This window comes from Novosphingobium mangrovi (assembly GCF_022818885.1).
Taxonomy (GTDB): Bacteria; Pseudomonadota; Alphaproteobacteria; order Sphingomonadales; family Sphingomonadaceae; genus Novosphingobium; species Novosphingobium mangrovi.
In genome coordinates this window covers 34,894-50,807 of record NZ_JALHAT010000022.1, presented here as the reverse complement: position 1 = coordinate 50,807, position 15,914 = coordinate 34,894, and the positions used below count along the sequence as shown (strand labels likewise).

Sequence of the window (15,914 nt, the reverse complement as noted above, 5' to 3'; positions counted from 1 at the left end):
CATGGCGATCTCGTTTCTTCTTGATGGTGCGCGGATTGATCTTGATGAGGTTGATCCGACCGGTTCGGTGCTCGATTTCCTGCGCACGCAGCTGCGCCGGACGGGCACCAAGGAAGGCTGCGCGGAAGGCGACTGCGGTGCCTGCACGGTGCTGGTCGGGACGCTGGAAGCGGGCCCGACGGTGCAATGGCGCGCGCTCAATTCCTGCATCCAGTTCCTCCCCATGCTGCACGGCAAGGCGTTGCTGACGGTGGAGAGCCTCGCGCCTGAAGGCGTTCCCAATCCGCTGCAGGCCTGCATGGCGGACAATGGTTCCTCGCAGTGCGGCTTCTGCACGCCGGGCTTCGTCATGTCGCTCCATGGCCGCGCCATTGGCGCGGTCGGCTGCGATCTGGCGGTCGAGGACGTGATCGCGGGCAACTTGTGCCGATGCACCGGGTATGGCCCGATCCTGGAGGCGGCGCAGGAGGTGCCGGTTCTCGCGCAGGACGATGCCGCCGTGATCGCACAGCTCGCCGAGATCGCAGGGTTACCGGCCTCGGGCGAGTGGCAGGGGCGGCGCTGGTTTGCCCCGCGCACTGCAGAAGAGTTGGCCTCACTCCGCCAGGAATATCCGGATGCCACGCTGGTCGCCGGAGCGACCGACGTGGGCCTGTGGGTCACCAAGGGCTTCAAGGTCCTCGACACCGTTATCTTCATCGGGGACATTGTCGAACTGGCGACAATCGAAGCAAGCGATGAGGCGTTGTTCCTTGGCGCCAATGTCCGTCACGCCGATGCGCATGCGGCTCTGGCGCAGCTTCATCCCGACCTTGGCGAGTTGTGGCGCCGCTTTGCCGGGCTGCAGGTCCGCAACGCGGGCACCATCGGGGGCAACATCGCCAATGGCTCGCCCATCGGCGATGGGCCTCCTGCGCTGATTGCGCTCGGTGCGCATCTTATGCTGCGCAGCATGGAGGGCACACGCACGCTTCCCCTCGAGGACTTCTTCCTCGACTATGGCAGGCAGGACCTGCGCTCTGGCGAGTTCGTGGCCGGGGTGCGCATCCCGCGGCCCGCACCCGACACGGCGATCCACATTGCCAAGCTCTCGCGCCGCTTCGACAGCGACATTTCCGCGGTGTGCGGGGCTTTCGCCCTGACCCTGGAGAAGGGTGACGTCGTTTCTGCCCGTGTCGCTTTTGGCGGCATGGCGGCTACCCCGCGCCGCGCATCGGCGTGTGAGGCGGCCCTGGTCGGCCAGCCTTTTACGCTGGAAACGATGGAGCGTGCAGCCGAGGCTCTGCGCGAGGATTTCACGCCGCTCGACGATGTAAGGGGCTCATCCGTCTACCGCCTCGAAGCGGCGGGCAATCTGCTGCATCGCCTCTGGCTGCGCGAGCAAGGCGGGGCGGTTTCGGTGCTGGACATGGAGGCGCTCGATGGCTGAGCGCGATCCCGAACCGGGCGCGGTCGTTCTGGCCAAGCCCTCGCACCCGCACGAGAGTGCGCATCTGCACGTGACGGGGCAGGCGCGCTATACCGATGACCTCGCCGAGCCGGGTGATATGCTGCACCTGTGCTTTGGTCAGAGCACCGAGGCGCACGCACGTATCGTGTCGATGGATCTTGAGGCGGTACGCGAGGCCCCCGGTGTCCACAGTGTCTACACCGCCGCCGATATTCCCGGCGCCAACGATGTCGCGCCCGTTGCGCATGACGATCCGTTGCTGGCCGAAGACGAAGTGGTAAGCCACGGGCAGGCCCTGTTCCTTGTTGCTGCAACAAGCCGCGATGCGGCCCGGCGCGCGGCGCGTCTTGCGAAAGTCGAATACGAACCGCTGGATGCGGCGATCACGTCTGCACAGGCGCGCGCGGCAAACAGCCTGATCGAGCCAACCCAGCGCATGGCGCGCGGCGATGCCGGGGCCGCACTGGCCTCTGCCCCGCACCGCGCCAAGGGCGCTTTCGAGATGGGCGGGCAGGATCACTTTTACCTCGAAGGCCAGATCGCGGTGGCGACCCCAGACGAGGATGGCGCCATCCATATCGTCAGTTCGACCCAGCACCCCAGCGAAGTGCAGCATCTGGTCGCGCACATGCTTGGCCTCACTTCGGCCGATGTGACGGTGGAAGTGCGGCGCATGGGCGGGGCCTTTGGCGGCAAGGAAACGCAGGCTGCGCTTTTTGCCGCGGCGGCCGCGCTCGTTGCCGCGCGGACCGGGCGTCCCGCCAAGCTGCGCTGCGATCGTGACGACGACATGGTGATGACCGGCAAGCGTCACCCCTTCGAAGTTGCCTACGAGGTCGGCTACGATGAGGAGGGCCATCTCCTGGCTCTGTCGCTGTTCCTGTCGAGCCCGTGTGGGGCAAGCGTCGACCTTTCGCCCGCGATCAACGACCGCGCGATGTTCCACGCGGACAACTGCTACTACCTGCCAGACGTGGAGATCGTCTCGGAACGGCTCAAGACCAACACGGTCTCGGCCACCGCCTTCCGGGGGTTCGGTGGTCCGCAAGGAATGCTCGCGATCGAGCGTATCCTCGACGATGTTGCCGCGCGCCTTGGCCGTGATCCGCTCGAAGTTCGTCTTGCCAATCTCTACGCGGCCGGGCGCAGCGAGACGCCCTATGGCATGGAGATCAAGGACAACATTGCGCCCGAGATGATCGCGCGCCTGCGCGAGAACGCGCGCTACGATGCGCGTTCCAAGGCCATCGCTACGTTCAACGCGCAAAGCCCCATTCTCAAGCGCGGCCTTGCGCTAACGCCGGTCAAGTTCGGGATCAGCTTCACCACGACCCACCTCAACCAGGCGGGCGCGCTGGTCCATGTCTATGCCGATGGCTCGATCCAGGTAAACCACGGCGGGACCGAGATGGGGCAGGGGGTCTACGTCAAGGTGGCGCAGGTTGTCGCCGATGTCTTCGGCGTACCGCTCGGCACCATTCGCTGCACCGCGACCCGCACCGACAAGGTGCCCAACACGTCCGCGACGGCGGCGAGTTCCGGAGCGGATCTCAACGGCATGGCCGCCTTCAACGCGGCGTCCACGATCAAGGCGCGCCTCGTCGACTTCCTGTCGCGCACGTACGCTTGTGCGCCCGAGGACGTGACGTTCGGGGCGGATGGTGTGCAGGCCGGCGCGGCCCGGCTCACCTTCGGCGAAGTGGCGCGGCGCGCGCAGATTGGCCGCGTGTCGCTCAGCTCCACCGGCTTCTACGCGACGCCGGATATCGCCTACGACCGTGCCGCCCACAAGGGCCGTCCGTTCTACTACTTTTCCTATGGCGCCGCGGTGAGCGAGGTCGCGGTGGACACGCTGACAGGCGAGCACAAGGTGCTGGCCGTCGACATCCTCCACGACGTGGGCGCCTCACTCAATCCGGCCATCGACAAGGGCCAGATCGAGGGTGGTTTCGTACAGGGCCAGGGCTGGCTCACCACGGAGGAGCTTGTCTGGGACGCGAAGGGACGCCTGCTCACCCACAGCCCGGCGACTTACAAGATCCCGACCGCCTCGGACCGCCCGAAACGCCTGACCATTGAACTTTGGGACGGGCAGAACGTGGAGCCCACGATCAACCGCTCAAAGGCCGTGGGAGAGCCACCCTTCATGCTGGCGATCTCGGTCTTTTCCGCGCTCAACCGCGCAGTTGCGGCCTGCCTGCCCGAGGCGCGGTGCCTGCCCCCACTCGATGCGCCGGCAACGCCCGAGAAGGTGCTTGCCGCAATTGCGGGGCATCGCAAGGAAGGCACCCAAGCATGACGCAGTGGATTGGTTGGCTGCGACGGCTGGAGCCTGGCCGATGTGCCATGGTTTCCGTGCTCGCGACCGAGGGCTCGGCACCGCGCGGGGGCGGCACCCGCATGCTGGTGACCGCGAGGGATCAGGAGGGCACCATCGGCGGTGGCCAGCTGGAATACCGCGCCGTCGAGCAGGCGCGCGCTATCCTTGACCGGCCGGTCGGTACCTGGCGCGTGCAGGACTATCCGCTCGGGCCCCTGTTGGGCCAATGCTGCGGCGGGCGTGTGCGTCTCCTCATCGAGCATCTGGATCCCGCAGGGCTCGACTGGCTCCACGAAGCCGAGCCCGGACGCATGCTGGAGACCTGCTTCGAGAACGGCGCGGTGCGGCGTCGCATCCATGATCGCGAGACGGCAACGCGCCAGTCCGCGCGGGGCGACAAGCCGGCAGTGGGCGCGCGGATCATCGAGCCGGTGGGGGAGCGGCCGCGCCCGGTCTATCTTTTCGGAGCGGGCCATGTCGGTCAGGCCATCGCGCGGCATGCAACGGGCCTGCCGCTCCAGCTGGCCTGGTTCGATACCCGCCCGGAACTGGCCGATCTCGACGGAGTGACCATCGTCGACGTTGAGGACATCGCGACCTGTATCGAGGAAGCGCCGTCACAGGCCGCCATTGCGATTCTGACGCATGACCATCCGCTCGACTACCACCTGACCCTGACCGCGCTGCGGCGCGATCCGGTCGCCTTCGTGGGCCTGATCGGCTCGTCCACCAAGATCGCCCGCTTCCGTTCGCGTCTCAAGGCCGATGGCATCGCCGACGAAGCCCTCGCGCGCCTGACAACGCCCATCGGGGTGCCGGGGGTGAAAGGCAAGGAGCCCGACGTGATCGCGATCTCGGTGCTCGCCCAGCTTCTCCAGCTGAGGGGACAGTGATGGGTCTGCGTGCGTACCGGGGGGAATTCCTGTCGCTGAGCTGCGATCCGCGCGAGGCAGGGCCGGACGGCGAAGGGGCGGTTCGCTACGAGGAGGATGGCCTGCTCGTGGTCGAGGACGGGATTATCGTGGCGCGCGGCCACCATGCCGACCTGGCCGCGCGCTTTGCCCAGGTGCCGACCGAGAGGCTGTCCGGGCTCGTCGTGCCGGGCTTCATCGATGCTCATGTCCACTATCCGCAGATGGACAGCATGGCCGCGCATGGCGAACAGTTGCTCGACTGGCTGGAGCGCCACATCTTCCCGGCCGAGATGGCCTTTGCTGAGCGCGCCCATGCCGACGATCTGGCACAGGCGTTCCTGACCGAATTGCTGCGCAACGGAACGACGAGCGCGCTGGTCTTTGCAACGGTCCATGAACATTCGGTCGACGCGCTGTTCGAGGCGGCGCTGGCGCGGCGCATGCGGGTGATCTCGGGTAAGGTGCTGATGGACGAAGGTCCCGAGGGCCTGCGCGACAGTGTCGCCTCGGGCCGGGCCGAGAGCGAGGCGTTGCTGCGGCGCTGGCGCGGACGTGGGCGGCTGGGCTATGCACTGACGCCGCGTTTCGCGCTGACCTCCAGCGACGCGCAGCTCGCCGATGCGGGCGCTTTCCTGGCCGACCATCCCGAGGTGCTGCTGCACACGCATCTGGCCGAGAATGTCCACGAGTGCGCGGCGGTCGCCGCGCGCTTCCCCGAGGTGGCGGACTATCTGGACGTTTATGACCGCTTCGGCCTCGTCGGGCCGCGCTCGGTCTTCGCGCATGGCATCCATCTTCCGGACCGGGCCTGCACGCGCCTGCGCGATAGCGGGGCAGGGATCGCGGTCTGTCCCAGCTCCAACCTGTTCCTGGGGTCGGGCCATTTCGACTTCGGGCAGGCGGACCGTTATGGTGTGAAGCTGGGGCTGGGCAGTGACGTCGGGGCGGGCACGAGCTTCTCGTTGCTGCACACGGCGGGCCTTGCCTACCAGGCGGCGCTGGCGCGCGAGGACCGGCTCTCTCCTTTTCGGGCCTTGTATCTCGCAACATTGGGAAGTGCGCAGCTTCTGGGAATTGCCGACAAGGTCGGCGCTCTCGAGGTCGGGCAGGAGGCGGACTTCGTGGTGCTCGACCCTGCCGCAACGCCGCTCCTTGCACGCCGTACACAGGTAGCTCCTCTTGCGCAGCGGCTGTTTGCGCTTCAGGTTCTGGGCGATGACCGGGCCGTGGCCCGCACCTATATTCTGGGCGAATGCGCCTGGGAAAGGACAGCATGATGACCGATCTCGACACGTTTATTGCCGGGCTCCCGAAGGCCGAACTGCACTTGCACATTGAGGGCAGTCTCGAGCCGGAGCTGATGTTCGAGCTGGCCCGCCGCAATTCTGTCGAGATCCCCTATGCAAGCGTGGAGGAGGTGCGCGCGGCCTATGCCTTCACAAGGCTGCAGGACTTCCTCGACATCTACTACGCAGGCGCCAACGTGCTGCGCACGCGGCGTGACTTCCACGACATGGCGATGGCCTATTTCGACCGGGCGGCCGAGGACGGGGTGGTCCATGCCGAACTGATGTTCGACCCCCAGACCCACACCGATCGCGGAATTCCCTTTGCCGAAGTGATCGAGGGTCTGCTCTCGGCGATGGAGGAGGCGCGCGCGAAGCATGGCATGACCAGCTGCCTCATCCTCTCCTTCCTGCGGCATCTGAGCGAAGAGGCGGCGTTCGATACGCTGGCCGCGGCCGAGCCCTGGCTCGACCGGATCGCGGCGGTGGGGCTGGATTCCAGCGAAGTCGGTCATCCCCCGATCAAGTTCGCACAGGTCTTTGCCGCGGCGCGCGAGAAGGGCCTCAAGCTCACCGCGCACGCGGGCGAGGAGGGACCGCCGGAATATGTCTACCAGGCGCTCGACCTGATTGATGTTGACCGGATCGATCACGGCAACCGCGCGCTGGAGGACCCGGCGCTGACCAAGCGGCTGGCGGACAGCGGCATGACGCTGACGGTCTGTCCGCTCTCGAACCTCAAGCTCTGCGTGATCGACGATATCGTGCAGCACCCCATCGACGCCATGCTCAAGGCGGGCCTGAAGGCGACCCTCAATTCCGATGATCCGGCCTATTTCGGCGGCTATATCGCGGACAATTATCGGGCGGTGGCGCAGGCGCGCGGGCTGGGGCGCGAGGATCTGGTGACGCTGGCGCGCAACAGCTTCACCGGATCGTTCCTGCCCGAAGAGGACATCGCGCGCCATCTGGCTGCGATCGACGCCTTCGTCGCCGAGGTCGCCTGATGCACAGGCGTGCGCGCGCTGCACTGGCGCTGCTTGTGGCCCTGTTCTTCACGCCGATGGCGGTCCTTGCGGCGCAAGCGGAGGACGGGGCCCCGCGCAAGGTCATCATCGAGGATGAGGGCTTTGCGCTCATGCACCTCATGCTGCTGGAGAGCCGCAAGATCGACGTGGTGGGCATCACCACGGTCTCGGGCGATGTCTGGGCCAACCGGGCGACCGCGCTCGCGCTGCGCGGGCTGGAGCTGACGGGCCGCGAGGACATCCCCGTCGCGCAAGGGGCGACCTTTCCGCTCCTCAATTCCGAGGCCGCGACTGCGCGCTGGGAAGGGCTTTACGGCAAGCTTGTCTGGAAAGGCGCGTGGATGCGCGAATGGGTGGAGCCCACCGTGCAGTCGACGCCCGAATATCATGGCCCCTTCGATCCGGTGGACCTGCCCGGCGGCAACCCGACCTTGCAGAAATCGGATGAGATTGCGGCGAACTTCCTGATCCGGATGGTGCGCAAGTACCCGGGCGAAATTACCATCGTGGCGTGCGGTCCGCTGACGAACCTCGCGCTTGCCCAGCGCCTCGATCCCGAATTTGCGGGGCTGGTGGGCGAGCTCGTCTACATGGGCGGCAGCTTCAATCCCCAGCAGGTGCTTCAGGACCAGTCCGCCGCCGAGTTCGCGCGCGAGTTCGAGAACACCCCGCGCCGCGAGTTCAACGTCGCCTTCGATCCTGAAGCCGCGAGCATCGTCTCGCGCAGCCCCTGGCGCAAGCTGACGGTGATCCCGGTCGATCCCTCCACCGCCACACAGCGCACGCCCGAACTTCTCGCGCGGCTGGAGAAGGCCGCGCCCAGCAAGGTCGCGGCGTTCATCGCAGGGCTCGAGCCGGGCTTCCCGCTTTGGGATGAAATCGCGGCGGGCTATGTGCTGGACGCAGGCATCGTCACCAAGGCGGACCAGCTCTACGTCGACTACGTCACCGATTTCGGGCCCAAGTACGGCGCGACGCTGAGCTGGCACGAGCACTACCAACCTGGGCTCGGTGAGCGCAAGGCGAACGTGGTGCTGGCAATCGACCCGGCGAGGCTGGAGGACCTGATGGTCACCGCCATGCGCGAAGGGGCCGAGCGGCAGGGCAATTGATCGGGTGGACTGGCGCGGCATCCTCGCGTCGAGCGGTTTGCCCGATGCCCTGGCGGCCTATGATGCCCGTGTGGTTGGCACCTTCCCGCTCGGGCTGGACGTTGCGGGCAGCGATGTGGACATCGTTTGCCATGCGCCCGACGGGCACGCGTTTGCGCAGGAGCTTTGGGAGCGTTTCGCTGGGTGCGATCATTTTGCCCTGCGGCAGTGGGTGCAGGGCGAGCGCGCGGTAATCGCGCAGTTCCTTATCTGTGATCTGCCCTTCGAAGTCTTCGGTGCGCCTGTTCCGGTCGTGATGCAGGCCGGGTGGCGCCACTTCGAGGTGGAACGGCGCTTGCTCGCTCTCAGTAGCGGAGCTTTCCACGCCGCCGTACGAGAGCTTCGCCGCTCCGGGATCAAGACCGAACCGGCCTTCGCACAGGTTCTGGGACTTGCAGGGGACCCTTACGCGCAGCTGTTCGATCTGGCCTTGGTCCCCGATGCGCAGCTGCGCGGCATTCTCGCGCAGGCGGGCTTCGCCTAGAGCCACATGCGAAACGGGCCGGCGAAAAGTGTCCTTCCGCCAGCCCGCGTTAGTCGTGCCTCAGTTCTCGCCTTCGTGGAGCCAGTGCTCGGTCTTGGGCGGAATGAATTCGATGATCCGGTCGAGGAGGCGCTCGGGATTGTCGTCGACGAGCAGCATGTCGCGGTGGCGGTCCTGGAGGAAGCCCTCGGAGACGATCTTGTCGACGAACTGGATGAGGCCGTTGTAGAAATCGCCCACGTTGAGCAGGCCCACAGGCTTGGCGTGGTAGCCCAGCTGCGACCAGCACCAGGCCTCGAACATTTCCTCGAAGGTGCCGATGCCGCCGGGAAGCGTGACGAAGCCGTCGGAAAGCTTGGCCATCAGGGCCTTGCGTTCGTGCATGGACTTGACCACGTGGAGCTCGGTGATGCCCTGGTGGTCCTTTTCGCGCGCGCGCAGCGCTTCGGGGATCACGCCGATCACTTCGCCGCCCGCTGCGCAGACCGCGTCCGCGATCACGCCCATCAGGCCCACCTCGCCGCCGCCATAGACAAGGCCGATGCCCCGCTTGGCGAGCAGCGTGCCGAACTGCTCGGCCGTCTCGCGGTAGATCGGGTTACGGCCGGGGGAGGAACCGAGGTAGACACAGATGCGCATGAACGGGATCTTCTTTCTGCTATCGCACGGGAGGGGCAGGCGCGAAGGCCTCAGGCAAGCCTTTCAGGTACCGAAAGCGCTTCGGCGGTAATGGTTTCCCGGGTCGAGACCGATTCCCAGGGGAAGACGAACCAGCGCTTGTCGTGGCTGCGATCGATGGTCTGGGCCCAGTAGTCGGTCTTCGCGCGTGAGCTGGTGTTGGTGATGATGACCGCAAAGCGCACGAAGCTGGCGTCCGCGCCCAGTTCGGCAAGACGCGCACGCAGGAATTCGATGGTGCCGCCGCTGTCGTTGATGTCGTCGATGAACAGCAGCTTCTTGCCTTGTGCGCTCATCACCGCGAGCTTGGCGAGGAGTTCGTCGGCAAAGTCGGGCTGCTTGGCCGAGTGGTCGATCGAGAGCATCGGCACGTCGAGCTGGTGCGAGACGTAGCAGCCCGGAACGAGGCCGCCGCGGCCGATCCCGATCACGAAATCGGGCATCCAGTCGCTTTCGGCGACCTTGCGCGAGACAACGCGCACCTTGGCAAGGAAGTCCTCGTAGTATTCGAGGTACTGCAGTTGGGGCTCGGACGTGTCGTCCATGGGGGACTCCTGAGAGGAAAGCTGGGGGAGGGAGAGCCTTCCGAATTACCCAATTCCGGCCCTGCAAACAATATTGGAACGCGCGCTATTCCCCCGCCTCGCGCGCCGTATCCGTCCCGAAATCGGCCAGCGCGCTGCGGTGGTCGAGGCGGGTGTAGCCATTGCCGATCTCGCGCAGGACCAGTGCGGCGGCGTAGGACGGTGTGCGCGCCGAGGCGGTGCACAGCGCCAGCGTCATGGGCCGCAGCAGCGGTTCGGCGATGCGGGTGAACTGGAGGCGACCTTCCTGCACTTCGGTCATGACGTCGAGCGAGGTGAGGATGCCAATCCCTGCGCCCTGGCGCACAAGTGCCGATATCATCTGGATATTATCCGAGGTGACGCGCCGTTCGAGGGGCACACTGGTGGCCGCTTCGAGAAGGGCGACCTGCTGGCCGACGGCAAGCGGCTCGCCCGGCGCGATGATGGGCTCACCCACGCATTGGGAGAAGCGGGCTTGCGTGCGCGCGCCAAAGGGGTGGCCGGGCGGGGTGACGAAGCCGAGCACCACTTCCACGTAGGCGCGCACGTTCAATTCGCGCAGCGACTGGGGGTCGAACATGATCCCGCAATCGACTTCGCCCTCGGCGACCGCGCGGCGCACCGAATCGTTGTCGAGCACGCGCAGCGAGATCGTGATGCCGGGATAGTCGCGCTGGATGCGGTGGATGGTCTCGGGAATGTAGCCGCGGGTGAGGGCATCGATCACCGCGATCTCGACGTGGCCGCGCTTGAGCCCACGCAGGTCCTCGATCCGCGCGCGGACCTCGGTCATGCCCTTTTCCCACTGATGGGCGCTGGCCATCATCAGCTCGCCCGCCGCGGTCAGCTTGAGGCCGGTGGGCAGGCGCTCGAACAGCGGCATGCCCAGCTCGGCCTCGACGTTGAGAATCTGGCGGTCAATGGCCGAGGCGGACAGGTTCAGTTCGTCCGCGGCCTTGCGGATCGAGCCGAGGCGGCCCACGGCCATGAAGTAGCGCAGGAAGCGCGAGAATGCCGGCATCGCGTGATGGTGTCCCCGAGGTGCGCGTTTTTGGGCAACGCGTTTCGGGATAGCATTGCATTTTGCCGTGCGCTGTCAAGGACACCCGGCACGGTAGGTCCAAGATGCCGAATTTGCAAACGCCAGATTTTGCGGGAAAGAAGCAGGGTGACGGAAAGAGGTTTCCGAGGGCCATCGCCCTCGGGCTCCCCAGACTGTCGAGCTTACCTTTTGTCGCGCCGCCTAGGCCGAGAAAGGTGAGGTCGCCCATTCCGGGGTCAAGGGGTGATGACCCCTTGAAGACGTACCTCTTTCCATGGCCCTTTCCCCTAGGCGGCCACCGCGCGACATTCGAGCCGGTCGGAGATGCGCGTGGCTACCGCGTGAAGGCGGTCGGCGTAGCGCGCGATTGCGGTCTGCTCGTTCATGGCGTTGAAGAAGTAGGTCAGCGTGAGTGTCGCTTCCACCTCGCCGTCGGCGACGATCGGCACCGCTATCGAGGCGGTGCGGTTGGCCTCGCGCGAGGTGTAGGGAGCCGCGCTCACGCCGCGGGCGCGGATCTGTTCGAGGCGGGCGAGGAAGGCCTCGCGCTCGAAGTTGGGATCGAGGCCCCAGCGGTTGCGCTCGGCGCTGTCGAGGATCGCGTGGACGCGCGCCATCGGCAGGGCCGAGAGGTAGGCGCGGCCCGTGGTGCTGCTGAGCAGCGGGATAGTGACGCCCGGATTGCACGGTTCGAAGGTCATCGAGGTCTGGGCATGGGTCGATTCACGCACGACCATGCGCTGGCCGACGCGCACCGAGACGAAGACCGGCCAGCCGATGTCGCGCGTGAGCGCGGCGATGGGCTCGCGACTCGCTTCGCTCAACGGGCCGTCCGAGCGGTAGCCGTGGGCCAGCGATTCGACGAGTGCGGTCGGGCGGTAGGTCTTGGACGTCGGCTCCTGCTCGACCAGTCCCTCATGGACGAGCGTCTGCACGATGCGAAAGACCGTGGGATAGGGCAGATTGCCGATGCGCGCGATGTCCATCAGCGGCAGCGGACCATGCGAATTGATGACTTGCAGGACCGAGATGGACCGGCAGACGGAGCGAATAGGAACCCCTTCCATTTGTGTACTTCCCCCTGTGTTCGCGCGGTTTCGCGTCGTGGTGGTGGGAGGATCGGCAAATTGCGCTGCGCCGCAGCAGGAAATGCAAAGTGTTTCCACCTAATGGAAACTTTTTGAGAAAATTCGTTCTGTGAGAGGAGCTTCGGGTCGATTTCAGGGGCAGCTGGGCGTTACGTCGCGGGCAATGCGGGCGGCGGTTTCCTTGATTGGTTGCACATAGCGCTCCAGCGCAACATCGGATTTCATCGCGGCGGAAAAGTAGGTCAGCGTGAGAACCGCGAGGATGCGCTCGCCATCGAGCACGGGCACCGAGATCGAGGAGGTCTTGTTCTCGTCGCCGAACAGCGAGGGGCGCCACGCGTAGCCCTCGCGCCGGATGCGCGCGAGCGCCTCGAACATGGTTTCCTGCCGGTCCGCATCGGGGCCTTCGCCGCCCGTATGGTAGTCGCTGCCCCAGTTCACCAGATCGCGGGCATGGTCCTCGGGCAGGTAGGCGAGCCAGGCAAGGCCGGTGGCGCTCCCTTCCATCGGCATGGCCGAACCGGCTTCCCAGTTGTGGAAGGTGAGCGTGGTCTCGTGGTGGGTCGAGGCGCGGATGACCATGCGCGAGCCGACCCGCACCGAGAGCAGCAGCGGCCAGCCCACCTCGCGGGTCAGCGCGCTCATATGCGGCTGCGCGCGCGAGCGCAGGGCGCTGTCGTCGTACCCGCTCGACAGCGTGTGGACGAGCGCGGTGGCACGGTAACGCTTGCCGCTGGCGTCGCGTTCGATCAGTCCCTCGTGGACCAGCGTCTGCACGATGCGGAACATCGTGGGGTAGGGCAGGTTCTCGATGCGGACGAGGTCGGTGAGAGAGACTTCGCGCTCGTGGTTGATCGTGCGCAGCACCGAGAGCGTGCGGCTGACCGCCCGGATGGGAACCCCGTTGTCCACTGCCTGCGCCTGTCCTTCCGCGTTGCTGGTGCCGGTGCGGGCACAGAGTGCGGCTCGGTCGGGAGGGCAGCAAGCGGTTCGTTCGCAAGTTGGGCCTACAAGGGCCAAACTTGCGCCTGTTCCTCCGCTACGCGGATAAACAGGGCGGTGTCAGGCGGGGGCTTCGCGCGGCGGCAGGGTGACGAGCGGCATGGCGAGTAGCGTTGCGGCAAGCAGCGCACCGCCCCAGAACAGCGGGGCTGCTTCGCCCTGGAGGTCGTAGAGCGGACCTGCCGCCAGTGGCCCCAGAACGCGGCCCAGGGCGTTGGCCGACTGCATGACGCCAAGCCCGGTCCCTTGCGCATGCGCGGGCGAGGCCATCGAGACCAGCCCCGAGATCGCCGGGTTGACGAGGGCGAAGCCGCTGGAGGTGAGGAACAGGCCGATACCGGCCAGCACGAGGCCATGGGCAAAGCCAAGGACAACCAGCCCGCCCGCGATGATCGCCAGAGAGAGGGCGAGCATGGCGGCCTCGCCCAGATGCTTGGCAACAGGGCCAGTGACGGTGAACTGAGTGACCGTGGTGACGAGGCCCATGGCGCCGAAGAGGAGGCCAATGCCAAGCGGATCGAGGCTGAGCACGTCGTCGGCAAAGAGCGCGAGGATCGCCTCCATCTGGGCAAAGGCGATCGAGACCATGAGCGCAAAGCCAATGGCCGCGGCAAAACCGGGACGGCGCAGCAGCGGGCCCTTGTCGGCCGCGCTGGGCTCACTGGCGGTGGGCGCGGCCTCGGGACGGGTCTCGGGCATCAGCCACCAGGTCAGAAGTGCGGCGACAAGACCTAGCAGCGCACCCACCACGCAGACCAGCGCAAAGGCGTTGTCTTCGCCGGTAAAGCTGGCGGTCACGCCGCCGATGGCCGGGCCGAAGATGAAGCCGAGCGAGAAGCCGGCGCTGACGATGCCCATGACGTGGGTGCGGTTGTCGCGGGTGGAGAGGTCCGATGCCACCGCGAAGGTGATCGAGAAGCTTCCCGTGGCAAGGCCGCTGACGAAGCGCGCGGCCAACAGCGTCAGCGGGGAGAGCGCGAAGATGTGAAGGACATAGACGAAGGCACCGACGGCCAGACCACCGATCATCACCGGACGACGCCCCCAGCGGTCCGACCAGCGTCCCCACAGCGGACTGGAGAGGAACTGGCCCAGCGAGAAGGCCGCGACCGCGCCTGCAATCTCGATCCCGCTCGCCCCGATCTGGCGGCTGTAGATGGCAAAGACCGGGAACATCAGCCCGAAGCCTGCCAGCGAGACGAAATTGACAAGGATGATCGCGATCAGCGCGCGGCGCCGAAGCGACTGGGCCGTGGTGTCATCGCGGGCAGCAAGCGGGGCGTCGGACATCGGGAAACAAGGCCTTGGATTGGAGAACCTGACGAGGAACGTCTGGCCTGATTGCCTGTGAAGGGAAAGGGGCCGCGTAGCAGTGGTCGCAAGCCGGAAAGGAAACCATGCCGAGGGCCATCGCCCTCGGGCTCCCCAATCTGTCTACCTCACCTCCTGCGCGCCGTCGGGGCCGAGGAAGGTGAGGTCGCCCGGTTTGGGGTCAAGGGGTGATGACCCCTTGAATCGATTGCTTCCTACTCGCCCTCTGTTCCGGCCAGCGCAGCAACGATCGTTTCGACCAGGTGCTTGCCGCGCGCGTTGAGCTTTTCCTGCATTTCGGCGCTGGGTTGGAAGGTCTCGATCTGCCCGGCGATGTCGATGCCGTTCTGCGTGAGGAGTTCCTCCATCACCGCAACGCGGTCGGTCAGCACCCAGAGTTCGCGGGTGAGGGCGAGCACTGCGCTGCCCACGCGCCCCACGTCCGCATCGACCAGCGTCGGGCGGTCGGGGTGGTTGTAGGCCTTGGGATTGGCGGGTGTGGCAATCGTGTTCATGGCTGCGGCGTTCATTTCGGTTTGTGTCCCTTCACGACGTGGGGATAGATGCCTTGCGCGCTGACATCGACGAAGCCGGCCGCGCGGGCCACTTCGGCAAGATCGAGGCTGGCGGATTCGCGCCAGTAGGGCTCGCCCCCGAGGCGCGCGTTGCTGTCCGCGCGCCAGACCGAGAGCTTGTCCATGTCGGCGTAGCGGGTGACGTCGGACATGATCATGTCGCCGCCCGGTTCCAGCACGCGGAAGGCTTCCGCGAAGACGCGGCGGATCACGTCGGCGGGGATCTCGTGGAGCAGGATGTACGAGGCGACGAGATCGAACGAGGCGTCGGGAAAGCCGGTGTCCTCGGCGGGACGCTGGTAGAGCTTCCAGGCCCAGCCGTGGGCGTTGCCGATGCGCTGCGCGTGTTCGAGGACCCGCAGCGAAAGGTCGACGCCGGTGATCTCGGCCTCGGGGTAGGTCTCCTGCAGGGCCTGCGTGAAGTGGCCGGTGGAGGCGCCCATGTCGAGGATTCGCTTATAGTCCTCGCGCGGGGCCATCGCGGCGACCGCGCGGCGCTGCTTGAAGATGCCGCCCGGGAAGAAGGCATTGACGAGCTTGCGGTGGACGATCTCGCCGTGGATATAACCTTGCATCTCGTGGTCTTCCCAGCCGCCTGCGGTGCGGTGGAAGTTGACGCCCTCGAAGTAGGCAGGGGGCTCACTGCCTTCGGGCGCGGGCTCGAGCGTGGTCGCGCCTTGCGACTGGTAGCGCGCGATTACGGGATCGAGGTCTTCGCGCACTTCCTCGAAGGCTTCGCGCGCGATGAGGCCGTGGTTGCGCGCGTTCCATTCCCCGATCAGAGCCTGGGTGCGCCAGAGCGGGCTGGCCATCAGGCGCTGCTCGATCTGCTGGCTGCGCTGGTCGATGTCCTGCGGCAGCGTCTCAGGATCGGGCACGACGCGGGCGATGTCTTTCTCGACCTCGCCGCGCAAGCCTTGCGTGCCGCGTCCGAAGTGGAGCAGGAAATCGAGCGAGGCGCGCCCGCGCTGGCGGACGGGCGGTTCAAGTGGGTTGGTCATGCGCATCCTCTTCTCAAA

At 66.3% G+C, this 15,914-nt stretch carries 15 protein-coding genes; 7 read left to right on the top strand and 8 right to left on the bottom strand.

The window, feature by feature from the left end; all coding sequences use genetic code 11:
• Window position 1: 1 nt before the first annotated feature.
• Genes xdhA through MTR65_RS12660 form a run of 7 tightly spaced genes read left to right on the top strand, consistent with a single transcriptional unit; the run spans window position 2 to window position 8,633 of the window.
• Window positions 2-1,429 carry a xanthine dehydrogenase small subunit gene (gene xdhA / locus MTR65_RS12690; RefSeq protein ID WP_243800757.1) on the top strand — a complete coding sequence of 476 codons (1,428 nt, stop codon included), beginning with the start codon at window positions 2-4 and terminating at the stop codon, window positions 1,427-1,429.
• On the top strand, window positions 1,422-3,749 hold the full coding sequence (gene xdhB, locus MTR65_RS12685) for a xanthine dehydrogenase molybdopterin binding subunit (RefSeq protein WP_243800756.1): 2,328 nt from the start codon (window positions 1,422-1,424) through the stop codon (window positions 3,747-3,749). The genes xdhA and xdhB overlap by 8 nt, the downstream gene beginning before the upstream one ends.
• Complete coding sequence (gene xdhC / locus MTR65_RS12680; RefSeq protein WP_243800754.1) at window positions 3,746-4,663, top strand: xanthine dehydrogenase accessory protein XdhC; 918 nt, start codon at window positions 3,746-3,748, stop codon at window positions 4,661-4,663. Before xdhB ends, xdhC begins: the two co-directional genes overlap by 4 nt.
• Window positions 4,663-5,961 (top strand): guanine deaminase, encoded by a 1,299-nt coding sequence (gene guaD, locus MTR65_RS12675; RefSeq protein WP_243800751.1) that lies wholly within the window; start codon window positions 4,663-4,665, stop codon window positions 5,959-5,961. Before xdhC ends, guaD begins: the two co-directional genes overlap by 1 nt.
• A complete protein-coding gene (locus MTR65_RS12670) occupies window positions 5,961-6,977 on the top strand; it encodes an adenosine deaminase (RefSeq protein WP_243800819.1) in 1,017 nt (338 codons plus the stop codon). The genes guaD and MTR65_RS12670 overlap by 1 nt, the downstream gene beginning before the upstream one ends.
• Complete coding sequence (locus MTR65_RS12665) at window positions 6,977-8,110, top strand: nucleoside hydrolase (protein ID WP_243800749.1); 1,134 nt, start codon at window positions 6,977-6,979, stop codon at window positions 8,108-8,110. The genes MTR65_RS12670 and MTR65_RS12665 overlap by 1 nt, the downstream gene beginning before the upstream one ends.
• Window positions 8,111-8,114: 4 nt before the next feature.
• Window positions 8,115-8,633 carry a DUF4269 domain-containing protein gene (locus MTR65_RS12660; protein ID WP_243800747.1) on the top strand — a complete coding sequence of 173 codons (519 nt, stop codon included), beginning with the start codon at window positions 8,115-8,117 and terminating at the stop codon, window positions 8,631-8,633.
• Window positions 8,634-8,693: 60 nt separating this feature from the next.
• Here MTR65_RS12660 and MTR65_RS12655 read toward each other — a convergent pair whose 3' ends face one another.
• From MTR65_RS12655 to MTR65_RS12620, 8 genes are all read right to left on the bottom strand, one after another.
• On the bottom strand, window positions 8,694-9,272 hold the full coding sequence (locus MTR65_RS12655; RefSeq protein ID WP_226634843.1) for an LOG family protein: 579 nt from the start codon (window positions 9,270-9,272) through the stop codon (window positions 8,694-8,696).
• A 50-nt stretch (window positions 9,273-9,322) separates the two neighbouring features.
• Window positions 9,323-9,856: a phosphoribosyltransferase gene (locus MTR65_RS12650; protein ID WP_243800743.1), complete on the bottom strand. Its 534-nt coding sequence runs from the start codon at window positions 9,854-9,856 to the stop codon at window positions 9,323-9,325.
• Window positions 9,857-9,941: 85 nt separating this feature from the next.
• Entirely contained in the window at window positions 9,942-10,898 is a 957-nt protein-coding gene (locus tag MTR65_RS12645; protein WP_243800733.1) for a LysR family transcriptional regulator, read from the bottom strand.
• A gap of 308 nt (window positions 10,899-11,206) precedes the next feature.
• Window positions 11,207-11,986 (bottom strand): IclR family transcriptional regulator, encoded by a 780-nt coding sequence (locus MTR65_RS12640; RefSeq protein WP_243800731.1) that lies wholly within the window; start codon window positions 11,984-11,986, stop codon window positions 11,207-11,209.
• Between the two features lie 153 nt (window positions 11,987-12,139).
• Window positions 12,140-12,919 (bottom strand): IclR family transcriptional regulator domain-containing protein, encoded by a 780-nt coding sequence (locus MTR65_RS12635; protein ID WP_243800729.1) that lies wholly within the window; start codon window positions 12,917-12,919, stop codon window positions 12,140-12,142.
• 150 nt (window positions 12,920-13,069) lie between these two features.
• Window positions 13,070-14,299, bottom strand: coding sequence for an MFS transporter (locus MTR65_RS12630; RefSeq protein WP_243800726.1), 1,230 nt, complete (start codon window positions 14,297-14,299; stop codon window positions 13,070-13,072).
• A 236-nt stretch (window positions 14,300-14,535) separates the two neighbouring features.
• A complete protein-coding gene (locus tag MTR65_RS12625; protein WP_226634820.1) occupies window positions 14,536-14,835 on the bottom strand; it encodes a hypothetical protein in 300 nt (99 codons plus the stop codon).
• 11 nt (window positions 14,836-14,846) lie between these two features.
• Window positions 14,847-15,896: a class I SAM-dependent methyltransferase gene (locus MTR65_RS12620; protein ID WP_243800722.1), complete on the bottom strand. Its 1,050-nt coding sequence runs from the start codon at window positions 15,894-15,896 to the stop codon at window positions 14,847-14,849.
• Window positions 15,897-15,914: the final 18 nt, after the last annotated feature.